We start from the raw sequence: 16,508 nt of genomic DNA on the forward strand, positions 1-16,508 counted from the left end.
TCAACGGGATCATCGAGCTCCACCGTCGCCTCGCCCGCGGCTACCGCAACCGGCACAACTACCGACTCCGCATGCTCCTCGCCGCCGGTGGCCTCACTCCATGACCCCACCGGATGTCCGAAGAGCCGCTTATCCACACGTCCGTATCAGAGCCCGATCGGTGCTCGACCGCGACGTCCAAGCGCTGGTCAGGCACACCTTCGGACGTCAACACCCTTGAATCCACACGACGACATGCAGGCGGGATCGACGACGGACGCCGTCGCCCCGCGGAACGTGCCGGCGCGGGCATCCCTCGTACTGTTCGGGATCAACGTACTCGTGGGGATCGGGCTCGTCATCGCCGGTGTCGTCGCGGCCTACGTCCTTCTGGACGGCGACGACAGTGCGTCGACCATCTTCATCGCACTCGATGTCATCAGCCGGATCGTGGCGGTCGTCGCGCTCGGGTTCGCGATCTGGGGCATGGTCATCGCGGTGCGTCGCCGCGCCCGCAAGGCCGAGGCCGTGACCGCGCTCGTGCTGTCATCACTGGGCGTGCTGTGGATGGGCTATTGGCTCGCGGTCTCGGTGTGGGAGTACGGCGCCCGGTACTGACGGCATTCATTGACCGCCAGCATCCCTCCTCCACAGGGCCCGTGGGCTGCCAGGTCTTCCACAGGTCCTACGCGTGACGAGTCCGCCCGTCCAGATCACTGGCAGGATCGGGGCATCCGCCGCACAATGAGAGGGTGAGCGACCTGATGAACGCCGACAACTGGCTCTACATCGCCGCGCTGACAACCGTCATGCTCGGCGGGACCACGATCATCGTCACCCTCACCAACCGCTCCACCACCTCGGCCATCCACGGGCTCCGTGGCGAGGTGGGCGGTCAGATCGACAGCCTGCGCGGGGACCTGGGCGGCAAGATCGACAAGCTGCAAGGCGAAGTCAACGGCCTGCGAGGCGAGATGAGCGCCCGCTTCGAGGCGGTCGATGCTCGATTCGAGGCGGTGAACACCCGCATCGACAACCTCGACCGCGACGTGCAGGCGCTGGTGAAGCACACTTTCGGCATCGATCGCGGCTGATCCCGCGCTGAACGCACCCGCCGCGCAACGGAGGATGCGCGGCCTCGACCCCGCTGCTGTGGGCCGCACCGAGGCAGCGGCCGCCGGCATCCATTCGGCCGTTCGAGGACTGTGGGGGTTCTGGTGACGACAGATGACGGCGCGGGCCCGGCGCGGGCGCTGCCGCCGGCAGGTGCCTGTTCACGCAGCCCAGCTGCGCGCGCTCCTGACGAGCCTGGACGCGTATTAGGTCAAATGACCATATTCCTTGGTCGAATGACCGCATATCTTGGTCACATGCCGGGTCGGAACCGTGGGGGCTACTCTTTCGTGCGAGCACCGCGACCGCGCTGAGGCGTCGGGCGGCAGCATCCATTCGGCTCTTCACAGAGCGGTGGGAGGTTCTGATGGCGACGGACGACGACGCGGACCCTGCGCGGTCGCTGCCACCAGCGGGGTGGCTGCGGGATCCCGCCGGGCAGACGCGTTGGTGGGACGGCGCGCAGTGGACCGAGCACGTGCGGCCGGCGCGCAACGGGCCGGCGATCGCCTCGCTGACCCTGATCGCGGTGCAGCTGCTGCTGGGGTCGGCCTGGTTCGTGCTCGGGTTCTACGCGGCGTCGGCGGGACTGACGTCGTATCAGTGGCTGATCATGCTCGGCGGCGTGCTGTCGTGGCTGCTGTGCATCTCGGCGGTCGTGCTCGGCGTCATCGCCACCGTCATCGCGGTGCGCCGACCGACCGCCAAGGGGCCGGCGGTGTTCGCCCTCGTCGCGAGCAGCGTGCTGCTGATCTTGCTGCTCTTCTAGGCCGTCGGGGCGAGAGTGATCGATCGTCTTTATGTTCTAATCTTGGAACGGAATTGGATGCCGGAGGCAAGTCTAGCGAGTAGGTCCGACATCGTGTCAGGCTGATTTTTCGCGGCTTCTCGCGGGATAAGGCTCGTATTTCTCTTCTAAGTTCGGGCGCGTTCTGGTAGGGTCGAGTCATGAGCGAATCGACGCACCCCGAGGGCGACCTCGAGGCGCGCGCCGAGCACTCACTGGACTGGATGTACGAGCCCGACCCGTGGGACGATTCCGACCCCACGCATCCCGATGACGCGCTGTTCGCCCTGCAGTCGAGCGGCGAGGCGCACACGGTCGCGGCCGTCGCGCTCGAGGGCATCACCATCCGGGCGCGCATGCTGGTCGCCGAGCAGTACGCCGCGATCGCGACTGTCGTGAGGGATGCCGCAGCCTGCCCCGATCCGTGGACCGGACCCGACCCCACGCTCGATCCGCTGTGGCGCGATCCGCAGGACCGCTCCCCCGCGCAGGTGCGCGCCGAACGTCGCGATGTCGCCGAGCGCGCCGCGATCCTGGATCTGTCGGTGCGGCTCGGGTTGTCGGAGGCGATGATCCGCCGCCGCGCCCACGACGCCGACACGCTGCGCGAACGCTGCCCGCGCACGTGGGCCGCGTTCTGCTCGGGTGCCGTGCCCGAGCAGAACGTCACCACGGCCGCACAGCATGCCGCGAGCCTGCCCGCCCGCTCCCGCGAGAGCTGGGCGGCCTTCGACGACGCCATCGAACGAGCCGCGCGCACCCAGTCGCCGGGACGGTTCCGGCTGCGCGCCCGCATCGCGCGCGAACGCGTGCACCCCGAGCACATCGACGTGCGCCACGAACGCGCCAAGGCCGACCGCACCATCTGGCTCTCGGGCGACCCCGACGGCATGGCGACGCTCAGCGTGTTCAACACCGCCGTCGAGCTCCACCAGTCGTACCGTCGCATCGACGCACAGGCCCGGCACCTGCAGGCGCAGCCCGGCGAACAGCGCACGCTCGCCCAGCTGCGCGCCGACGTCGCGATGGACCTGCTGCTCGACGGCGACGACGAGGCCGCGGGCGTTCGTGCCGGACGAGTGGATGCTGCCGTCGCCGATTCGGGCACGGCCGAGGCCGAGTCAGACGAGGTCGCGATTCCGGAAGCCGACTCCGCGTCGGACTCCCCCATCGCCTCGGATGCCGGCATCCACTCCTGCCCGACGTGCGGACACTCCACCACAGACGCGCCCCGCTCCGAACCGACCCGGCGCCGCCGTGATCGCGCATCGGTCGCGATCACGGTTCCCGTGATGACGCTGCTCGGCCACAGCGATGAGCCGGCCACTCTGGACGGCTACGGGCCGATCGACACCGACACTGCGCGACGGCTCGCGGGCGAGGCATCCAGCTGGGTTCGAATACTGACCCACCCCGTGACCGGCACCGTGCTCGATGTCGATCGCACCACCTATCGCGTGCCGAAAGCGCTCAGACGCTGGCTCGGCGTGCGAGATCCGATGTGCATCAGTCCCGGCTGCACGCGCCTCGCGCAGGATTGCGACATCGACCACCGCCTCGACTGGCAGTACGGCGGCACCACCTCGGACACCAACCTGGCACCGCTCTGTCGTGGGCATCACGTCGTCAAGACGAAGAGCAAGATGATGCTCTACCGCGACGAGACCACCGGGGCTCGATGGTGGGTCACGCCCACGCACCTCACCGTCCCGGTCGAACCCGCACCGTTCTGACGAACATCGGACGGATCCAGCCGTCGGCCGATCCCGGGGCATATTAACGCTACTATCGTTAAAGTTAATCAAGCTCCGTCCGCGCCAACGCTAGGAGGTGCATCGTGCCCACCTTCGTCGAACGCCTGTGGGATGCCCACGACAGCACCCACCTCGGCCGGCGCGACCGCGCGGCAGGGCGGTACCGCGCCTTCGTGCCCGACGAGCTCGGCCGCACGCTGCCCGCGATCGGACCGGAAGCGCAGGGTGCCGCCGAAGACGCCCTCGCGGTGCTCGCCCGCGCCGACGAACGCATCGGCGCGCACGGCGCGTACCTCAACCACCTGCTGATCCGTTCCGAGAGCATCTCGTCGTCCTGGATCGAAGGCAACCGCATCACCCCGAAGCGCCTCGCCATCGCCGAGACGCTCGACACCGGCAGTCGCGTCGCCCTCGACGTCGTGGGCAACGTCCGCGCCACCGAGGCCGCGATCGCCGCCCTCGCCGACCGCGACCGGCCCGTCACCACGGCCGACATCGTCACCCTGCAACACGTCATCGAGCCGAACCTTCCACCGGGCCTGCGCACCGAACAGAACTGGGTCGGCGGACCCGGCTGGAGCCCCCTGCGCGCCGACTTCATCCCGCCGCCCGAATCCGAGGTGCCCCGGCTCGTCGACGACCTCGCCGCGTTCGTCACCGAGACGAGCGGCAACCCGGTCGTCCGCGCCGCCATCGCCCACGCCCAGTTCGAGACGATCCACCCGTTCATCGACGGCAACGGCCGCACCGGCCGCGCGCTCATCCACACCGTGCTGCACCGCGCGGACGCCCTGCGCGGCATCCTCATCCCCATCAGCACCGTCTTCGCGGGCGACACCGACGCCTACCTCGCCGGCCTCACCGCGTTCCGCGCCGACCCGCCACACCTCGACGACTGGATCATCGGCTTCGCACAGGCAACCGAACGCGCCGCCGCGAACGCCGTGCAGCTCGCCGCCGACGTCGCCCGTCTCGACGAGCAGACGCTCGACGAGCTGATCGCCTACCGCCGCAGCCGCGGACTCTCGCCGGCCACACCCCGCCGCGACGCGGTCGTGCTGCGCATCCTCGCCACCCTCGCATCCGACCCGGTGCCCACCATCGAGTCGGTCGCACACAAGCACGGCGTCTCGACCGTCGCCGCGCACCGCGCCCTGACCGAGTTGGTGGATGCCGGCGTCCTCAGCCGCACGAAAGACCAGCGCGGTCGCCTCATCTGCTGGACCGCCGACCGCCACCTCGCTCTCGTCACCCTCACCGAGCGCAGCAACCGCGTCGGCGGCGGAGACACCGACCACCGCCGCCCCACCGGCGGACCGGCAGTGCCCGACCCGGCCCACGTCGGACGGCTGCGATAGCGCGCCTGCTGACGCGGGCGAGCGCGGTCAGCCGGCGATCACGTCCAGCGCCTGCGTGACCGTCAGCACGCCGAGCCACACCACGAGCGCGAGCGCCAGGACGAGCGCCACCGCCGACGCCGTCTTCTTCGTCGGACGCTGCACCGCGACGACCAGCCCGCCGATCGCGAGGAAGAACGCCGCGACCGCCAGCGTCAGACTCACCAGCGCGACGACACCCGCGACGGTCGGCGCAGCCTGCGCCCACCACAGCACCACCGACGCCCCGCCGAGCGCCGCCAGCGGGATCAGCACCAGCGCGATCCGCGCCGGCACGTTGCGCGCCGTCGGCTCGGGCAGCGGCCGCCCCAGTTCGCCCACGTACGAACTCGACACCGGCCGGTACGCGATCGGCGCCGGGGGCTGGTCGGGCGCCGGGGGCTGGTCGGGCGCCGGCCGCCGGTCGGGCAGTTCAGCCGCACGCTGACGCTCCCGCGCCGCACGCAGCTCGGCACGGCTCTTCGGAGCCGCGTCCGGGCCGTCGGACGAAGGCCGGGCTGCGGCATCCCTCTCCCCAGAGAGATCGCTCGAATCTGACATCATGCTCCCCAGCAGAATGACTGTCGATCGAGCGCAAACCTACCGGAATCCGTGCGGGCTGAGCGCACGCGAGGATTAAGATTCTTATTTCACAAATCAGAGTTAAACTGAATTAATGATCCGTGCTATTTCACACGATCACACCTGGCCGGCGCACCGGACTGAGATACGGGATTGGCGCCAGTCGATCCGCAGCGGCAGCCGGGCGGATCGGACGCTGCGCGCCGTCGCCGTGTCGATTCCCCCTCGCATCGCCGAGCTCAGCTTCTCTCCGCCCACCGCCATCGCAGGACTCGCTGAACGAGCGCTCATCGAGTCCGCCGCGACAGACGGCGAGCTGCGAGTCCAGTCACGCGCACTCCCGCGGTTCATGCTGCGCACCGAGTCGGTCGCATCCTCGAAGATCGAACGGGTGAGCGCCTCCGCGACCGACTTCGCGCGGGCCATCGCCGGAAGCAGAGCCAACACCAGCGCGACCAGCATGGTCGCCGCATCCACCGCGCTTCATGGCCTCGTCGAGACAGTCGGAGACTCGCACGCGATCACACTCGAAGACCTGCTCTCAGCGCACCGCACACTCATGCGCGACGACGCCTACGAGGCAGCGTATGCGGGTCGATGGCGTGACATGCAGAACTGGATCGGCGGCAGCGATCACAGCCCACGGGATGCCCTGTACGTCCCGCCGCCACCCGAGATGGTCGAGGCCCTGATGCGCGACCTTCTCGCCTGGGCGAACCGTGACGACGTTCCCGTGTTCGTTCAGCTGGCGATCGCCCACGCCCAGTTCGAGTCGATACATCCCTTCACCGACGGCAACGGCCGCCTCGGACGCGCGCTCGTGAGCGCTCTGCTGCGCAGGCGTGGGGTAGCCCAGACCGGCGTGATGCCCCTGGCAAGCGGCTTGCTCGCCGTCCGCGACGAATACTTCGCCGCTCTCATGACGTACCGTTCCGGCGACCCCTCGCTGATCGTTGCGCTGATCGCACGCGCCGCCGGCGCCGCGGCCGTCGAGTCCCGCGCTTCGATGCGGGTGCTGACCGAACTGCCCGGCGAATGGCGCGCCATCATCGACACTCCTCGGGGGTCCGTCACAGACCGACTGCTCGAGGCGCTGCTCGACGAACCGGTCCTGTCAGGAGAGCAGGCGTCCGCACGAGTCGACGCGACCCCCGCTGCCACGTACGCCGCCCTCGACCGCCTCGTGGATGCCGGCATCCTGGCCGAGGTGACAGGCCGCAAACGCGACCGCGTCTGGGCGGCCGGCGACGTGCTCGGCGAACTCGACGAACTCGATCGCCGCATCCAAGGTCGGATGCTGCGCGACGGCTGAGCCTCGATCAGCCGTCGAGCACCTCGAGCCGCACCGAGACCGGACCGCCGTCGACCAGCCGCTCGGCCGTGCGCACCGCCTTCTTGAGTGGCAGCACGTACTCGCCCGAGGAGCTCGGGAAGATCGACGTGCGCCACTCGCTGCCGCCGACCCGCGCCCGCACGCGCACCGACCCGAACCCGCGGTACGGCCGCGGAATCTCGCGGATCCCAGCGCTCAGCTCTTGCGGCACGGCGGTGAAGAACCACGCCGCGTCATCACGGGCCGCCCACTGGAACACGTCGCCGTCGAACTCGACGATCACCGCAGCCGCTCCCCGGGCGCACCGTCATGCCGGTCGACCAGCCGCTGCAGGCAGTCCGACCAGCCCTCGACATGCCGTTCACGCTCTTCCGCCGTCGTGAAGCCCGCATGCCGCACGATGACGCGGGTCGCCCCGTCGGCCGCGGGTTCGAGCGCGATGCCCACGTCGGTCGCGGCATCCTCCCCCGCCCAGCGCCACTCGAGCCGCAGCGAACCCGGGGCGTCCACGGCGAGCACGGTCGCCTCGACCGCCAGGTCGGCGGGCTCGGACCGCACCTGCCAGCGCCCCAGCTCACGCAGCTCGACGAGCGCCGTCGTCTGCATGCGCGGCGGCCAGAACCACTCCGCGAGCGGAGCGGCCCGGGTGAGGTCGCGCCAGACCTCGTCGATGGATGCCGCCACCAGCGCCTCTTCGGTCAGCTCATGCATACCGCCACCGTACGCCCGCCCGCCGACACGTACTCCACCCCGGTCGTTGAGCGGAGCGAGGAACGACACCCCCGGTCGCCCCGCGGAGCGAGGAACGAGCGAAGACGACACGTCGCAAGCCGCCCTCGAGACTCCGCGCAGTCGCCGACGTGGCCGGGTCCGACGGGCGGCTCACCGCGTTTCGACTCGCTCCGCTCGCTCAACGACCAGGGGGTGGCTCCCGCTCGTTGAGCGGAGCGACGAAGGAGCGAAGACGAAACGTCGCAAGCCGCCCTCGAGACTCCGCGCCGTCGCGGACGTGGCCGGGTCCGACGGGCGGCTCACCGCGTTTCGACTCGCTCCGCTCGCTCAACGACCGAGCGGTCGTCAGCTCCCGGGAGACAGCTCCGGCGCCCACTCGCCGTCGGCATCGGGCTCGTCGCGCAGGCGGCCCTCGAGCTCGGCGCGGCGCCACGCGGCACCCTCGGGCCAGCTGGCGGCGAACGTCGAGGCCACCTTGAACACGCGCCGCGACAACCCGCCGAGCGTCTGCACCGGCCGCGCCGAGACCGGCATGCGCAGCTGCGGGTCGTACCGCACGCCGTCCGACGAGCGCAGCCGGATCGTGAGGTCGAGGTCGTCATGGATGCGGGCATTGCCCCGGTCGACCTGATCGCGCACCCGCTCCCACACGCGCGTGCGCATCGCGAAGTTCGACCCGAACACGAGCGGGATGCCGAGCCACTTGCGGATCCAGTAGTGCCCGCCGCCGATGTACCACCGCTCGCCGAGGTAGTTCTGCAGCGGCGAACCGCCGTAGAACTCCGCACCGCCTGTCAGCACGCCCAGCGTCGGATCCGCCACGAACGCACGCACGAGCCGCGCGACCCAGTCCGGGTGCGGGCGCGAGTCGGCATCCAGCCGCGCGATGATGTCGGCCCCTTCAAGCGCCGCGTCATAGCCGCGCGCCGCAGCAGGCCAGATCCCCACTTCGTCTTCGCGCAGGACTGTCGCCCCGAAGCGCCGGGCAACAGCTGCCGAGTCATCGCTGCTGGCGTTGTCGACGACGATCACCTCGTCCGCAGGATGCGTCTGCGCGGCGAGAGCAGCCAGGCATGCCTCCAGGTACACCGCATCGTTCCGGCACGGAATGACCACGGCGACGCGGGGAGCGAGGGGCACAGGCACACCCTACTCCCGCGTCGTCGGGGGTCGGCGATACCCTGCCGACATGGACGGGCTTCGCTTCGTCGCCGCCAACGAAGCGCCGTGGGACGACCTGCAGGCGATCCTCACGGGCGCCGCGAAGCGCTGCCAATGCCAGCGCCAACGGCTCGGCGACCACGACTGGTGGCATATGCCCGAGTCGGAACGCGCCGCGATCCTGCGGGCCGAGACCCACTGCGGCGACCGCCGCGCGACCGAGACCATCGGCATCGTCGGCTACGACGGGGACGAGCCCGTCGCCTGGTGCGCCGTCGATCGCCGCGGCGTCTACGGCCGGCTGCGCGGCTCACCCGTGCCGTGGCAGGGGCGCGATGAAGACCCCGACGACGCGTCGGTGTGGGCGATCGCCTGCGTCGTCGTGCGCAAGGGACACCGCGGCCAGGGGCTGACCTACCCGCTCGTCGCCGCAGCGACGGAGTACGCGCGCGACCGCGGCGCCTCGGCGGTCGAGGGGTATCCGATGCTCACCGGCGGCCGCAAGGTGATCTGGGACGAGCTCAGCGTCGGCCCGGTCGGGCCGTTCCTCGCGGCCGGATTCCACGAGGTGACGCATCCGACCACGCGTCGCGTCGTCATGCGCCGCGAATTCTGAACGCCGCACCGGGCGGCAAACGCTCTCTCGGAAACAATGCTTGAGACCGCTCCCGCGTTTGGTTACAGTCCGGTAAGTAAGCGGCACTGCAGCCGCCCCGACCTCGACGGAGAGGACTTCCCATGCCCACCCCCGTTCACCGCCGCGTCGTACGATTCGGCGCCGTCGCGACAGGAGCCGCGCTCATCGCGAGCGCCCTGCTCGCCACTCCGGCCGTCGCGGCGCCCCCGCGCACGGTCGACCCGTTCCACCCGGACTTCGGGCCGAACGTCACGATCTACAGCCCCGACACCCCCGTCGCGCAGATCCGGGCCGAGCTCGACGCGCTGCACGCGCAGCAGGTCGACGCCGAGATGAGCACGACCCGCAAGGCGGTCTACTTCCTGCCCGGGCAGTACGGCACCGCCGCCGACCCCCTGCAGGTCAAGGTCGGCTACTACACCGAGATCGCCGGCCTCGGAGCCTCGCCCGACGACGTCACCGTCAACGGCGGGCTCGAGGTCTACAACCGGTGCCTCGCCGACGGCGGCACGGGCAACTGCCTCGCGCTCGTCAACTTCTGGCGCACGATCTCGAACCTGCACGTCGCCGTCGCCAAGGCCGGGCAGGACGGCTGCCGCCAGAGCGCCAACTTCTGGGCGGTGTCGCAGGCGGTGTCGATGCGCCGACTCGACATCACCGGCGCCAACGTGTCGCTCATGGACTACTGCACCGCCGGACCCCAGTACGCCAGCGGCGGGTTCATCGCCGACTCGAAGCTGCCGTACGTCGTGAGCGGCTCGCAGCAGCAGTGGCTCACGCGCAACACCGAGGTCGGCGGCTGGTCGAACGGCGTGTGGAACCAGGTGTTCTCGGGCGTCGTCGGCGCACCGGACGACGCGGGATTCCCGAACCCGCCCTATACGACGATCGACCAGACCCCGATCAGCCGTGAGAAGCCGTACCTGTACGTCGACGCCGACGGCCGCTACAACGTCCGCGTACCCGACGCGCAGCGCGACACCAGCGGAGTCAGCTGGGCCGACGGCGAGACCGCGGGCCGCAGCATCCCGATCACCGACTTCTTCATCGCCAAGCCCGGCGACTCGGTGCAGGAGATCAACAACGCGCTCTCTCGCGGGCAGAACCTGATCCTCACGCCCGGCGTGTACGACATCGCCAAGACCATCCAGGTCAAGCGCCCAGGCACCGTCGTGCTCGGCCTCGGCCACGCGACGCTCACGGCCGTGGGCGGCGCGGTTCCGCTGGAAGTCAAGGACAACGACGGCATCGTCGTCGCCGGCATCACGATCGACGCCGGCACCAAGCTGTCGCCCGCGCTGCTGCGCGTCGGCGCGGCCGACAGCGACAAGGTGCTCGACGCCGACAACCCGATCACCCTCAGCGACGTGTACTTCCGCGTCGGAGGCCCCCACATCGGCAAGGCCACGACCGCGCTCGAGGTCAACGCCGACGACGTGCTGATCGACCACATCTGGGTGTGGCGCGGCGACCACGGCGTCGAGGGCTTCGACCCGAACGACGGCGTGAACGGCGACAACCAGCGCTGGGCGACCAACACCGGCACCAACGGCGTCATCGTCAACGGCGACGGCGTGACGGCGACCGGCCTGTTCGTCGAGCACTTCCAGCAGTACAACACGCTGTGGAACGGCGACAACGGCCGCGTGATCCTGTACCAGAACGAGCTGCCCTACGACCCGCCCACGCAGGCCGACTGGACCCAGCCGAACGGCACGCTCGGCTACCCCGGCTACAAGGTCGCCGACGGCGTCACGACGCACCGCCTCGACGGCGCGGGCGTGTACGTGTTCAACCAGAACAACCCGTCGATCCTCACCGCCAACGGGTTCGAGGCGCCCCAGACGCCGGGCGTGCAGCTGCACCACATCATGACGGTCAACCTCTCGGCCGGCACTGTGCAGCACGTCGTCAACGGGGTCGGCGGCCAGGCCGACAACTCCAACACCGGCACGCCGCAGTTCGTGGTGGGCTACCCGGCGCCGTAACGACCCCCGGTCGTTGAGCGAAGGGCGCTCTGGCGCCCGCAGACGAAACGCGCCTGACTTCTCGCGAGGTCAGGCGCGTTTCGTCTTCGCTCGTTCCTCGCTCCGCTCAACGACCAGGAAGCACCTCACCAGAGCGGGTGGATCGCCGCCCGCAGGTCGCGGTCGTAGACCTCGCGCACGACGCTGTCGAACGCGTCCGTGTCGAAGTCCGACCCGCCCTCGCCCGCGAGCAGGGCGGCCGCCGCCGCGTTCGACTCGGCCTGGCCGACGTTGCGCGCCCCGGGGATGACGCTCGTGACCCCCGTCTGCGACGCGATCCACGCCAGCGTCGCCGCGGGCAGCGAGACACCCTCCGGCAGCGCGGCCGCCAGCTCGCCGGCCGCCGCCAGACCGGCGGAGAAGTCGACGCCCGAGAACGTCTCGCCCCGGTCGAACGCCTCGCCGTGCCGGTTGTACGTGCGGTGGTCGTTCTCGGCGAACGTCGTCTGCGCGGTATAGCGGCCCGACAGCAGCCCCGACGCGAGCGGCACGCGCGCGAAGATCGCGACGCCCGCCTCGGCCGCGGCCGGCAGCACGGCGTCGAGCGGCTTCAGGCGGAACGGGTTGAAGATGATCTGCACGTTCGTCACGTTCGGGCGCGCGATGGCGGCGAGCGCCTGCGCGCACGTCTCGACCGAGACGCCGTACGCGGCGATGGCCCCGTCGGCGACGAGCGCGTCCAGCGCGTCGTAGGTCGCGTCGGACTCGATCACGGCGGTCGGCGGGCAGTGCAGCTGCACGAGGTCGAGCGTGTCGACGCCGAGGTTGCGCCGCGACCGGTCGGTCCACGCGCGGAAGTTCTCGGGCGTGTAGTTCTCGGGCTCCTGCGCCATGCGGCGGCCCATCTTGGTCGCCACCGTGACGCCATGACCCGGCCGGCCGGCCAGGAACCGGCCGATCAGCGACTCGCTGCGCCCGTCGCCGTACACGTCGGCAGTGTCGAACAGCGTCACGCCGCGGTCGACGGATGCCGCCAGCACCGCCTGCGCGTCCTGCTCGGTCACCGCACCCCAGTCGGCGCCGAGCTGCCAGGTTCCGAGTCCGATCGCCGAGACGGTGCGGCCGGTACGGCCCAGTGCGCGCTGCTGCATGATCCCAGCATCCCACGCGCGGCTGTATTCAAGGGAATGGATGCCGTCACGCCGGGGTTGACCACGACATGAGCGACATCGAGTTCGGACTGGACACCTTCGGCGACGTCCCCGAAGGCGACGACGGCACCCTGCTGAGCTACGGCGCGGCGATCCGCCAGGTCGTCGACGAGGCCGTGCTGGCCGACCAGCTGGGCGTGGACGTGTTCCTCGTCGGCGAGCACCACCGCCCCGAGTACGCCATCTCGGCGCCCGAGACCGTGCTCGCCGGCATCGCCACGAAGACCTCCCGCATCCGCCTGGGCTCGGGGGTCACCGTGCTGAGCTCGGACGACCCGGTGCGCGTGTTCCAGCGCTTCGCGACCGTCGACGCGCTGTCGAACGGACGTGCCGAAGTGATCCTCGGCCGTGGTTCGTTCACCGAGTCGTTCCCGCTCTTCGGCTACGACCTCGCCGACTACGACGTGCTGTTCGAAGAGAAGATCGAGCTGTTCGCCGAACTGCTGAAGGAGCAGCCGGTGACCTGGCAGGGCACGACCCGCGCGCCGCTGGTGGACGCCGACGTCTTCCCCAAGACCGAGTCCGGCCACCTGAACACCTGGGTCGGCGTCGGCGGCTCACCGCAGTCCGTCGTGCGCACCGCGAAGTACGGACTCCCCCTCATGCTCGCGATCATCGGCGGCGACCCGCGCCGCTTCGCCCCGTACGTGGATCTGTACCGTCGCGCGTCCGAGCAGTTCGGCAACACCCCGCACCCCGTCGGCATGCACTCCCCGGGCTTCATCGCCGACACCGACGACGAGGCCCGCGAGATCGTGTGGCCGCGCTACAAGGTCATGCACGACCGCATCGGCGCGCAGCGCGGCTGGCCGCCCCTCAGCCGGGGCCACTTCGAACAGGAGGTCCGCACCGGCTCGATGTACGTCGGCTCGCCCGAGACCGTCGCCCGCAAGATCGCGGCCGCGGTGCAGGCGCTGGGCGTCGGCCGCTTCGACATGATCTACACCTCCGGCTCGACCCCGGCGAGCGCACGCCTGCGCTCCGTCGAGCTGTACGGGTCGAAGGTCGTGCCGATGGTGCGCGAACTGCTCGCCGAGAAAGCGGCGGTCCCGGCGTGACCGGTACGCTGACCGGCGTGGAGTCACGGCCGGCGGAGGAGATGGATGCCGGCGGTCAGCGCATCGGGACGCTGGGCATCCTCGGCGCCGGCAAGGTCGGCACCATCCTCGCGCGTCTCGCCGCGGCGGCCGGGTACCGCGTGCTCGTCGCCGGATCCGGCGATCCCGGGCGCATCGCTCTGACCGTCGAAGTGCTCGCGCCCGGAGCGACGGCGGCTGCAGCATCCACCGTCGCCCGCGAAGCGGATGCCGTCCTGCTCGCACTCCCCCTCGGCAAGCACCAGACGCTGCCCGTCGGCGAACTGCGCGGCAAGCTCGTCATCGACGCCATGAACTACTGGTGGGAGGTCGACGGCCTGCGCGACGACCTCAACGACCCGCGCACCTCGACGAGCGAGATCGTGCAGCGCCACCTTCCCGACTCGCGCGTCGTGAAAGCCTTCAACCACATGGGCTACCACGACATCGACGAAGAGGCCCGGCCGGCAGGGGCATCGGCTCGCAAGGCGATCGCCATCGCCGGTGACGACCCGAGGGATCTCGCGGTCGTGGCCCGTCTGGTCGACGACCTCGGCTTCGATCCCGTGATCGCCGGGGATCTCGCGGCGGGAATCATGCTCGAACCCGGCGCCGAAGCCTTCGGCGCCGACGTCGACGCCGATGAGCTGCGGGCCATGCTCGACCGGTTCGCGACGTCGCAGCGCGGCATCGTGGTCGCGCGGGCGCGGGGGCAGCAGCCCTAAGGGTTGATCATCACCGGGGTTCCCGGTGGGAGCGTCGCCAGCTGCGTGATCGCGTCGGGATCGACGCGGATGCACCCGTTCGACATCGGGCCCGAGCGGTTGTCGTGGTAGTGGAAGGCGGCAGGCGCGACATCGGCGCCGTCGAACCCGTCGAGCGTCGGCGACTGCACCGCCCAGTACACGATCGGGTATCCGCGCGTGTACGCGTACTCGGGCACGGTGCGCGTCGTCATCACGAACGTGCGGCCCATCGGCGTCGGCGTGCGGTCAGTGCCCCACGCGAAGTCCGTCGCGACCCGCTCGCGAGTGCCGTCGGCATGGACGAGGTCGATCGTGCGGTCGGCGATGCTGACGACCACGGCCGTGGACTGCGGGGCGAGGTCGACGTCGGCGACGCGCAGCCAGCCGGTGATCTGGGCCGGATCACCCTGCGACGGCACCGCCTGCCGCCCCGTCAGCAGCACCCTCACCCAGTGCTCCTGCTTCTCGATCACCGGCAGCACCGTGCCGCCGTACGGGTACTCGTGCGGCACGTACGCCACCGGCTCGCCCGTCGGATACGCCCACACCGGTGCCCCGACACCCCGCGCGACAGCGCTCTCGGCGAGCGGCATGGTGAACGGGTCGTCGTCGACCGGCAGCGCCGGGATCACCGCGAACACGTTCACCTGCGGCAGCGTGGTGATGTCGTAGGCAGCCGTGTTCGCCGGGAACCCTTCCGCGGTGGGGGTCGGGGTGGGTGTGGGAGTGGGCGCCGTCGTCTGTGTCGGAGTGTGAGTGGATGCCGCCGGCCCCTGCCGCCCCGCCGTCAGAGCGACCCCAACCCCGGCGACGACGAGCACCGCGGCGAGCGCGCCGACGACCCACAGCCACACGCGTCGCTCCCCCATGCGTTCCATGGTCGCACGACCGGGTTTCCCCAGGTCGTTGAGCGGAGTTACGACGTGGCTTAGTCCTGAGCGCGGCTCACCGCGTTTCGACTCGCTCCGCTCGCTCAACGACCAGGAACTGGACGTCCCGCGAAGCGACGAAGGAGCTGACCAGCAAGCTCCTGGTCGCCCCGCGAAGCGACGAAGGAGCGCAGACGAAAGGCCCCGACCCGGCGGACGAGCTATGCCTGCCTCCGACGTTTGTGCCAGCCGCGGACGGCGTCGATTCCGCCGGCGATGAACGCTTCGCGCTTGGCGTGGCTCCACCCTTGGATCTGCTTCTCCCAGGCGAACGCCTCGTCGATGCGGCCGTACTGATTCGACCAGACGAGTTCGACAGGCAGTCGACGCCGCGTGTACGCCGATGCCATGCCCGCTTCGTGCTGCGCGAGCCGCCGGTTCAGGTCTGTCGTGCTGCCGACGTAGTACGTGCCGTCTGCGCAGCGGAGGATGTAGACGAAGCCCATCCCGCCATGCTCGCCCCAGTCAGTCGTCCTCCCGACGGAGGCGGTCTCGCTTGTGGACACCTCAGCCCTGCGCCGCGGTTGGGGAGGAAGCGGGCGACCCCTCTGGTCGTTGAGCGGAGCGAGGAACGAGCGAAGACGAAACGCCGCAACCCTGCCTCGAGAGCGCGCACCGACGCGGACGGCCGAGACCGCAGTGCGGCTCACCGCGTTTCGACTCGCTCCGCTCGCTCAACGACCAGAGGGGGTCAGGCGCGGCGCGAGCGGGCTCGCACCAGATGCACGCCGGTGAGGACGACGATCGTCACGACGTACACCACGATGTCGCGCGGATCGAAGACCGTGCCGAGCAGCAGCATCACGGGCGCGAAGCGCGCGCCCCACGCCAACGGCAGACTGGTCAGCTGAAACAGCTCGACGGCCACACACCACGCCGCGGCGATTCCGCCCACGGCGAGCGGCGGCAGACCTGGCGCGATCAGCACGACGGCGAGATACGCCGCCGCTGCATAGAGCACGTCTCCCGTGATGTCCGTCACCGCGGTGTCGGGCAGCGCGGCGTGAACCACGAGCCCGACGACCACGACCGCGGCCAGCAGCGCGGCCGCCGGCATCCTTCGTCGTATCGCGGGGGCGAGCATCCCCTCAGTCTCGCCCATCGAGACCGAGGAGATGCTCACGC

Annotated in this window: 18 protein-coding genes; 10 read left to right on the forward strand and 8 right to left on the reverse strand. The window is 70.3% G+C overall.

What is annotated here, in order from left to right; all coding sequences use genetic code 11:
- The first annotated feature begins 234 nt into the window (after nt 1-234).
- From IF188_RS19210 to IF188_RS19230, 5 genes are all read left to right on the forward strand, one after another.
- A complete protein-coding gene (locus IF188_RS19210; RefSeq protein ID WP_191173423.1) occupies nt 235-597 on the forward strand; it encodes a hypothetical protein in 363 nt (120 codons plus the stop codon).
- Between the two features lie 134 nt (nt 598-731).
- The gene (locus IF188_RS19215; protein ID WP_318152952.1) at nt 732-1,073 is read left to right on the forward strand and encodes a hypothetical protein; all 342 of its coding nucleotides are present in this window, start codon (nt 732-734) and stop codon (nt 1,071-1,073) included.
- Nucleotides 1,074-1,459: 386 nt separating this feature from the next.
- Nucleotides 1,460-1,861 (forward strand): DUF2510 domain-containing protein, encoded by a 402-nt coding sequence (locus tag IF188_RS19220; RefSeq protein WP_191173424.1) that lies wholly within the window; start codon nt 1,460-1,462, stop codon nt 1,859-1,861.
- Nucleotides 1,862-2,040: 179 nt separating this feature from the next.
- Complete coding sequence (locus IF188_RS19225; RefSeq protein ID WP_191173425.1) at nt 2,041-3,612, forward strand: HNH endonuclease signature motif containing protein; 1,572 nt, start codon at nt 2,041-2,043, stop codon at nt 3,610-3,612.
- A 104-nt stretch (nt 3,613-3,716) separates the two neighbouring features.
- Entirely contained in the window at nt 3,717-4,991 is a 1,275-nt protein-coding gene (locus tag IF188_RS19230; protein WP_191173426.1) for a Fic family protein, read from the forward strand.
- Nucleotides 4,992-5,018: 27 nt separating this feature from the next.
- On the opposite strand, the gene IF188_RS19235 is transcribed toward IF188_RS19230, so the two are convergent.
- A complete protein-coding gene (locus tag IF188_RS19235) occupies nt 5,019-5,570 on the reverse strand; it encodes a hypothetical protein (RefSeq protein ID WP_224752169.1) in 552 nt (183 codons plus the stop codon).
- Nucleotides 5,571-5,802: 232 nt separating this feature from the next.
- Here IF188_RS19235 and IF188_RS19240 point away from each other — a divergent pair, with 232 nt between their 5' ends.
- A complete protein-coding gene (locus IF188_RS19240; RefSeq protein WP_318152953.1) occupies nt 5,803-6,903 on the forward strand; it encodes a Fic family protein in 1,101 nt (366 codons plus the stop codon).
- A 7-nt stretch (nt 6,904-6,910) separates the two neighbouring features.
- Here IF188_RS19240 and IF188_RS19245 read toward each other — a convergent pair whose 3' ends face one another.
- The 3 genes from IF188_RS19245 to IF188_RS19255 all read right to left on the reverse strand — a co-directional run bounded on the left by IF188_RS19245 (nt 6,911) and on the right by IF188_RS19255 (nt 8,796).
- Nucleotides 6,911-7,207: a DUF1905 domain-containing protein gene (locus IF188_RS19245; RefSeq protein ID WP_191173429.1), complete on the reverse strand. Its 297-nt coding sequence runs from the start codon at nt 7,205-7,207 to the stop codon at nt 6,911-6,913.
- Nucleotides 7,204-7,635, reverse strand: coding sequence for an SRPBCC family protein (locus IF188_RS19250; RefSeq protein WP_191173430.1), 432 nt, complete (start codon nt 7,633-7,635; stop codon nt 7,204-7,206). The genes IF188_RS19245 and IF188_RS19250 overlap by 4 nt, the downstream gene beginning before the upstream one ends.
- A gap of 366 nt (nt 7,636-8,001) precedes the next feature.
- Nucleotides 8,002-8,796: a glycosyltransferase family 2 protein gene (locus IF188_RS19255; RefSeq protein WP_318152954.1), complete on the reverse strand. Its 795-nt coding sequence runs from the start codon at nt 8,794-8,796 to the stop codon at nt 8,002-8,004.
- A 49-nt stretch (nt 8,797-8,845) separates the two neighbouring features.
- Here IF188_RS19255 and IF188_RS19260 point away from each other — a divergent pair, with 49 nt between their 5' ends.
- Entirely contained in the window at nt 8,846-9,433 is a 588-nt protein-coding gene (locus tag IF188_RS19260) for a GNAT family N-acetyltransferase (protein ID WP_191173431.1), read from the forward strand.
- 122 nt (nt 9,434-9,555) lie between these two features.
- Nucleotides 9,556-11,442: a pectate lyase family protein gene (locus IF188_RS19265; RefSeq protein ID WP_191173432.1), complete on the forward strand. Its 1,887-nt coding sequence runs from the start codon at nt 9,556-9,558 to the stop codon at nt 11,440-11,442.
- 125 nt (nt 11,443-11,567) lie between these two features.
- Here IF188_RS19265 and IF188_RS19270 read toward each other — a convergent pair whose 3' ends face one another.
- Entirely contained in the window at nt 11,568-12,572 is a 1,005-nt protein-coding gene (locus tag IF188_RS19270; RefSeq protein ID WP_191173433.1) for an aldo/keto reductase, read from the reverse strand.
- Between the two features lie 68 nt (nt 12,573-12,640).
- Between IF188_RS19270 and IF188_RS19275 the strand changes: the two genes are divergently transcribed.
- Both IF188_RS19275 and IF188_RS19280 read left to right on the forward strand, forming a co-directional pair.
- Nucleotides 12,641-13,690: an LLM class flavin-dependent oxidoreductase gene (locus IF188_RS19275; RefSeq protein WP_191173434.1), complete on the forward strand. Its 1,050-nt coding sequence runs from the start codon at nt 12,641-12,643 to the stop codon at nt 13,688-13,690.
- 17 nt (nt 13,691-13,707) lie between these two features.
- On the forward strand, nt 13,708-14,433 hold the full coding sequence (locus tag IF188_RS19280) for an NADPH-dependent F420 reductase (RefSeq protein WP_318152955.1): 726 nt from the start codon (nt 13,708-13,710) through the stop codon (nt 14,431-14,433).
- Here the strand turns inward: IF188_RS19280 and IF188_RS19285 are convergent.
- From IF188_RS19285 to IF188_RS19295, 3 genes are all read right to left on the reverse strand, one after another.
- Nucleotides 14,430-15,323, reverse strand: a complete 894-nt coding sequence (locus IF188_RS19285; RefSeq protein WP_224752170.1) for a L,D-transpeptidase — start codon at nt 15,321-15,323, stop codon at nt 14,430-14,432. The genes IF188_RS19280 and IF188_RS19285 overlap by 4 nt on opposite strands.
- A 221-nt stretch (nt 15,324-15,544) precedes the next feature.
- On the reverse strand, nt 15,545-15,829 hold the full coding sequence (locus IF188_RS19290) for a GIY-YIG nuclease family protein (RefSeq protein ID WP_191173436.1): 285 nt from the start codon (nt 15,827-15,829) through the stop codon (nt 15,545-15,547).
- Nucleotides 15,830-16,074: 245 nt separating this feature from the next.
- Complete coding sequence (locus IF188_RS19295; protein WP_224752171.1) at nt 16,075-16,485, reverse strand: DUF2809 domain-containing protein; 411 nt, start codon at nt 16,483-16,485, stop codon at nt 16,075-16,077.
- Nucleotides 16,486-16,508 lie beyond the last annotated feature (23 nt).

Origin of the sequence: Microbacterium helvum (assembly GCF_014779795.1) — a bacterium.
In the GTDB taxonomy this organism is placed as follows: Bacteria; Actinomycetota; Actinomycetes; order Actinomycetales; family Microbacteriaceae; genus Microbacterium; species Microbacterium helvum.

What these genes read in the sequence shown, in the direction of transcription:
- IF188_RS19210 (WP_191173423.1), top strand. Translation starts at nt 235, where the DNA reads ATGCAGGCGGGATCGACGACGGACGCCGTCGCCCCGCGGAACGTGCCG.
- IF188_RS19220 (WP_191173424.1), top strand. Translation starts at nt 1,460, where the DNA reads ATGGCGACGGACGACGACGCGGACCCTGCGCGGTCGCTGCCACCAGCG.
- IF188_RS19225 (WP_191173425.1), top strand. Translation starts at nt 2,041, where the DNA reads ATGAGCGAATCGACGCACCCCGAGGGCGACCTCGAGGCGCGCGCCGAG.
- IF188_RS19235 (WP_224752169.1), bottom strand. Translation starts at nt 5,570, where the DNA reads ATGTCAGATTCGAGCGATCTCTCTGGGGAGAGGGATGCCGCAGCCCGG.
- IF188_RS19250 (WP_191173430.1), bottom strand. Translation starts at nt 7,635, where the DNA reads ATGCATGAGCTGACCGAAGAGGCGCTGGTGGCGGCATCCATCGACGAG.
- IF188_RS19260 (WP_191173431.1), top strand. Translation starts at nt 8,846, where the DNA reads ATGGACGGGCTTCGCTTCGTCGCCGCCAACGAAGCGCCGTGGGACGAC.
- IF188_RS19265 (WP_191173432.1), top strand. Translation starts at nt 9,556, where the DNA reads ATGCCCACCCCCGTTCACCGCCGCGTCGTACGATTCGGCGCCGTCGCG.
- IF188_RS19270 (WP_191173433.1), bottom strand. Translation starts at nt 12,572, where the DNA reads ATGCAGCAGCGCGCACTGGGCCGTACCGGCCGCACCGTCTCGGCGATC.
- IF188_RS19275 (WP_191173434.1), top strand. Translation starts at nt 12,641, where the DNA reads ATGAGCGACATCGAGTTCGGACTGGACACCTTCGGCGACGTCCCCGAA.
- IF188_RS19285 (WP_224752170.1), bottom strand. Translation starts at nt 15,323, where the DNA reads ATGGGGGAGCGACGCGTGTGGCTGTGGGTCGTCGGCGCGCTCGCCGCG.
- IF188_RS19290 (WP_191173436.1), bottom strand. Translation starts at nt 15,829, where the DNA reads ATGGGCTTCGTCTACATCCTCCGCTGCGCAGACGGCACGTACTACGTC.
- IF188_RS19295 (WP_224752171.1), bottom strand. Translation starts at nt 16,485, where the DNA reads ATGGGCGAGACTGAGGGGATGCTCGCCCCCGCGATACGACGAAGGATG.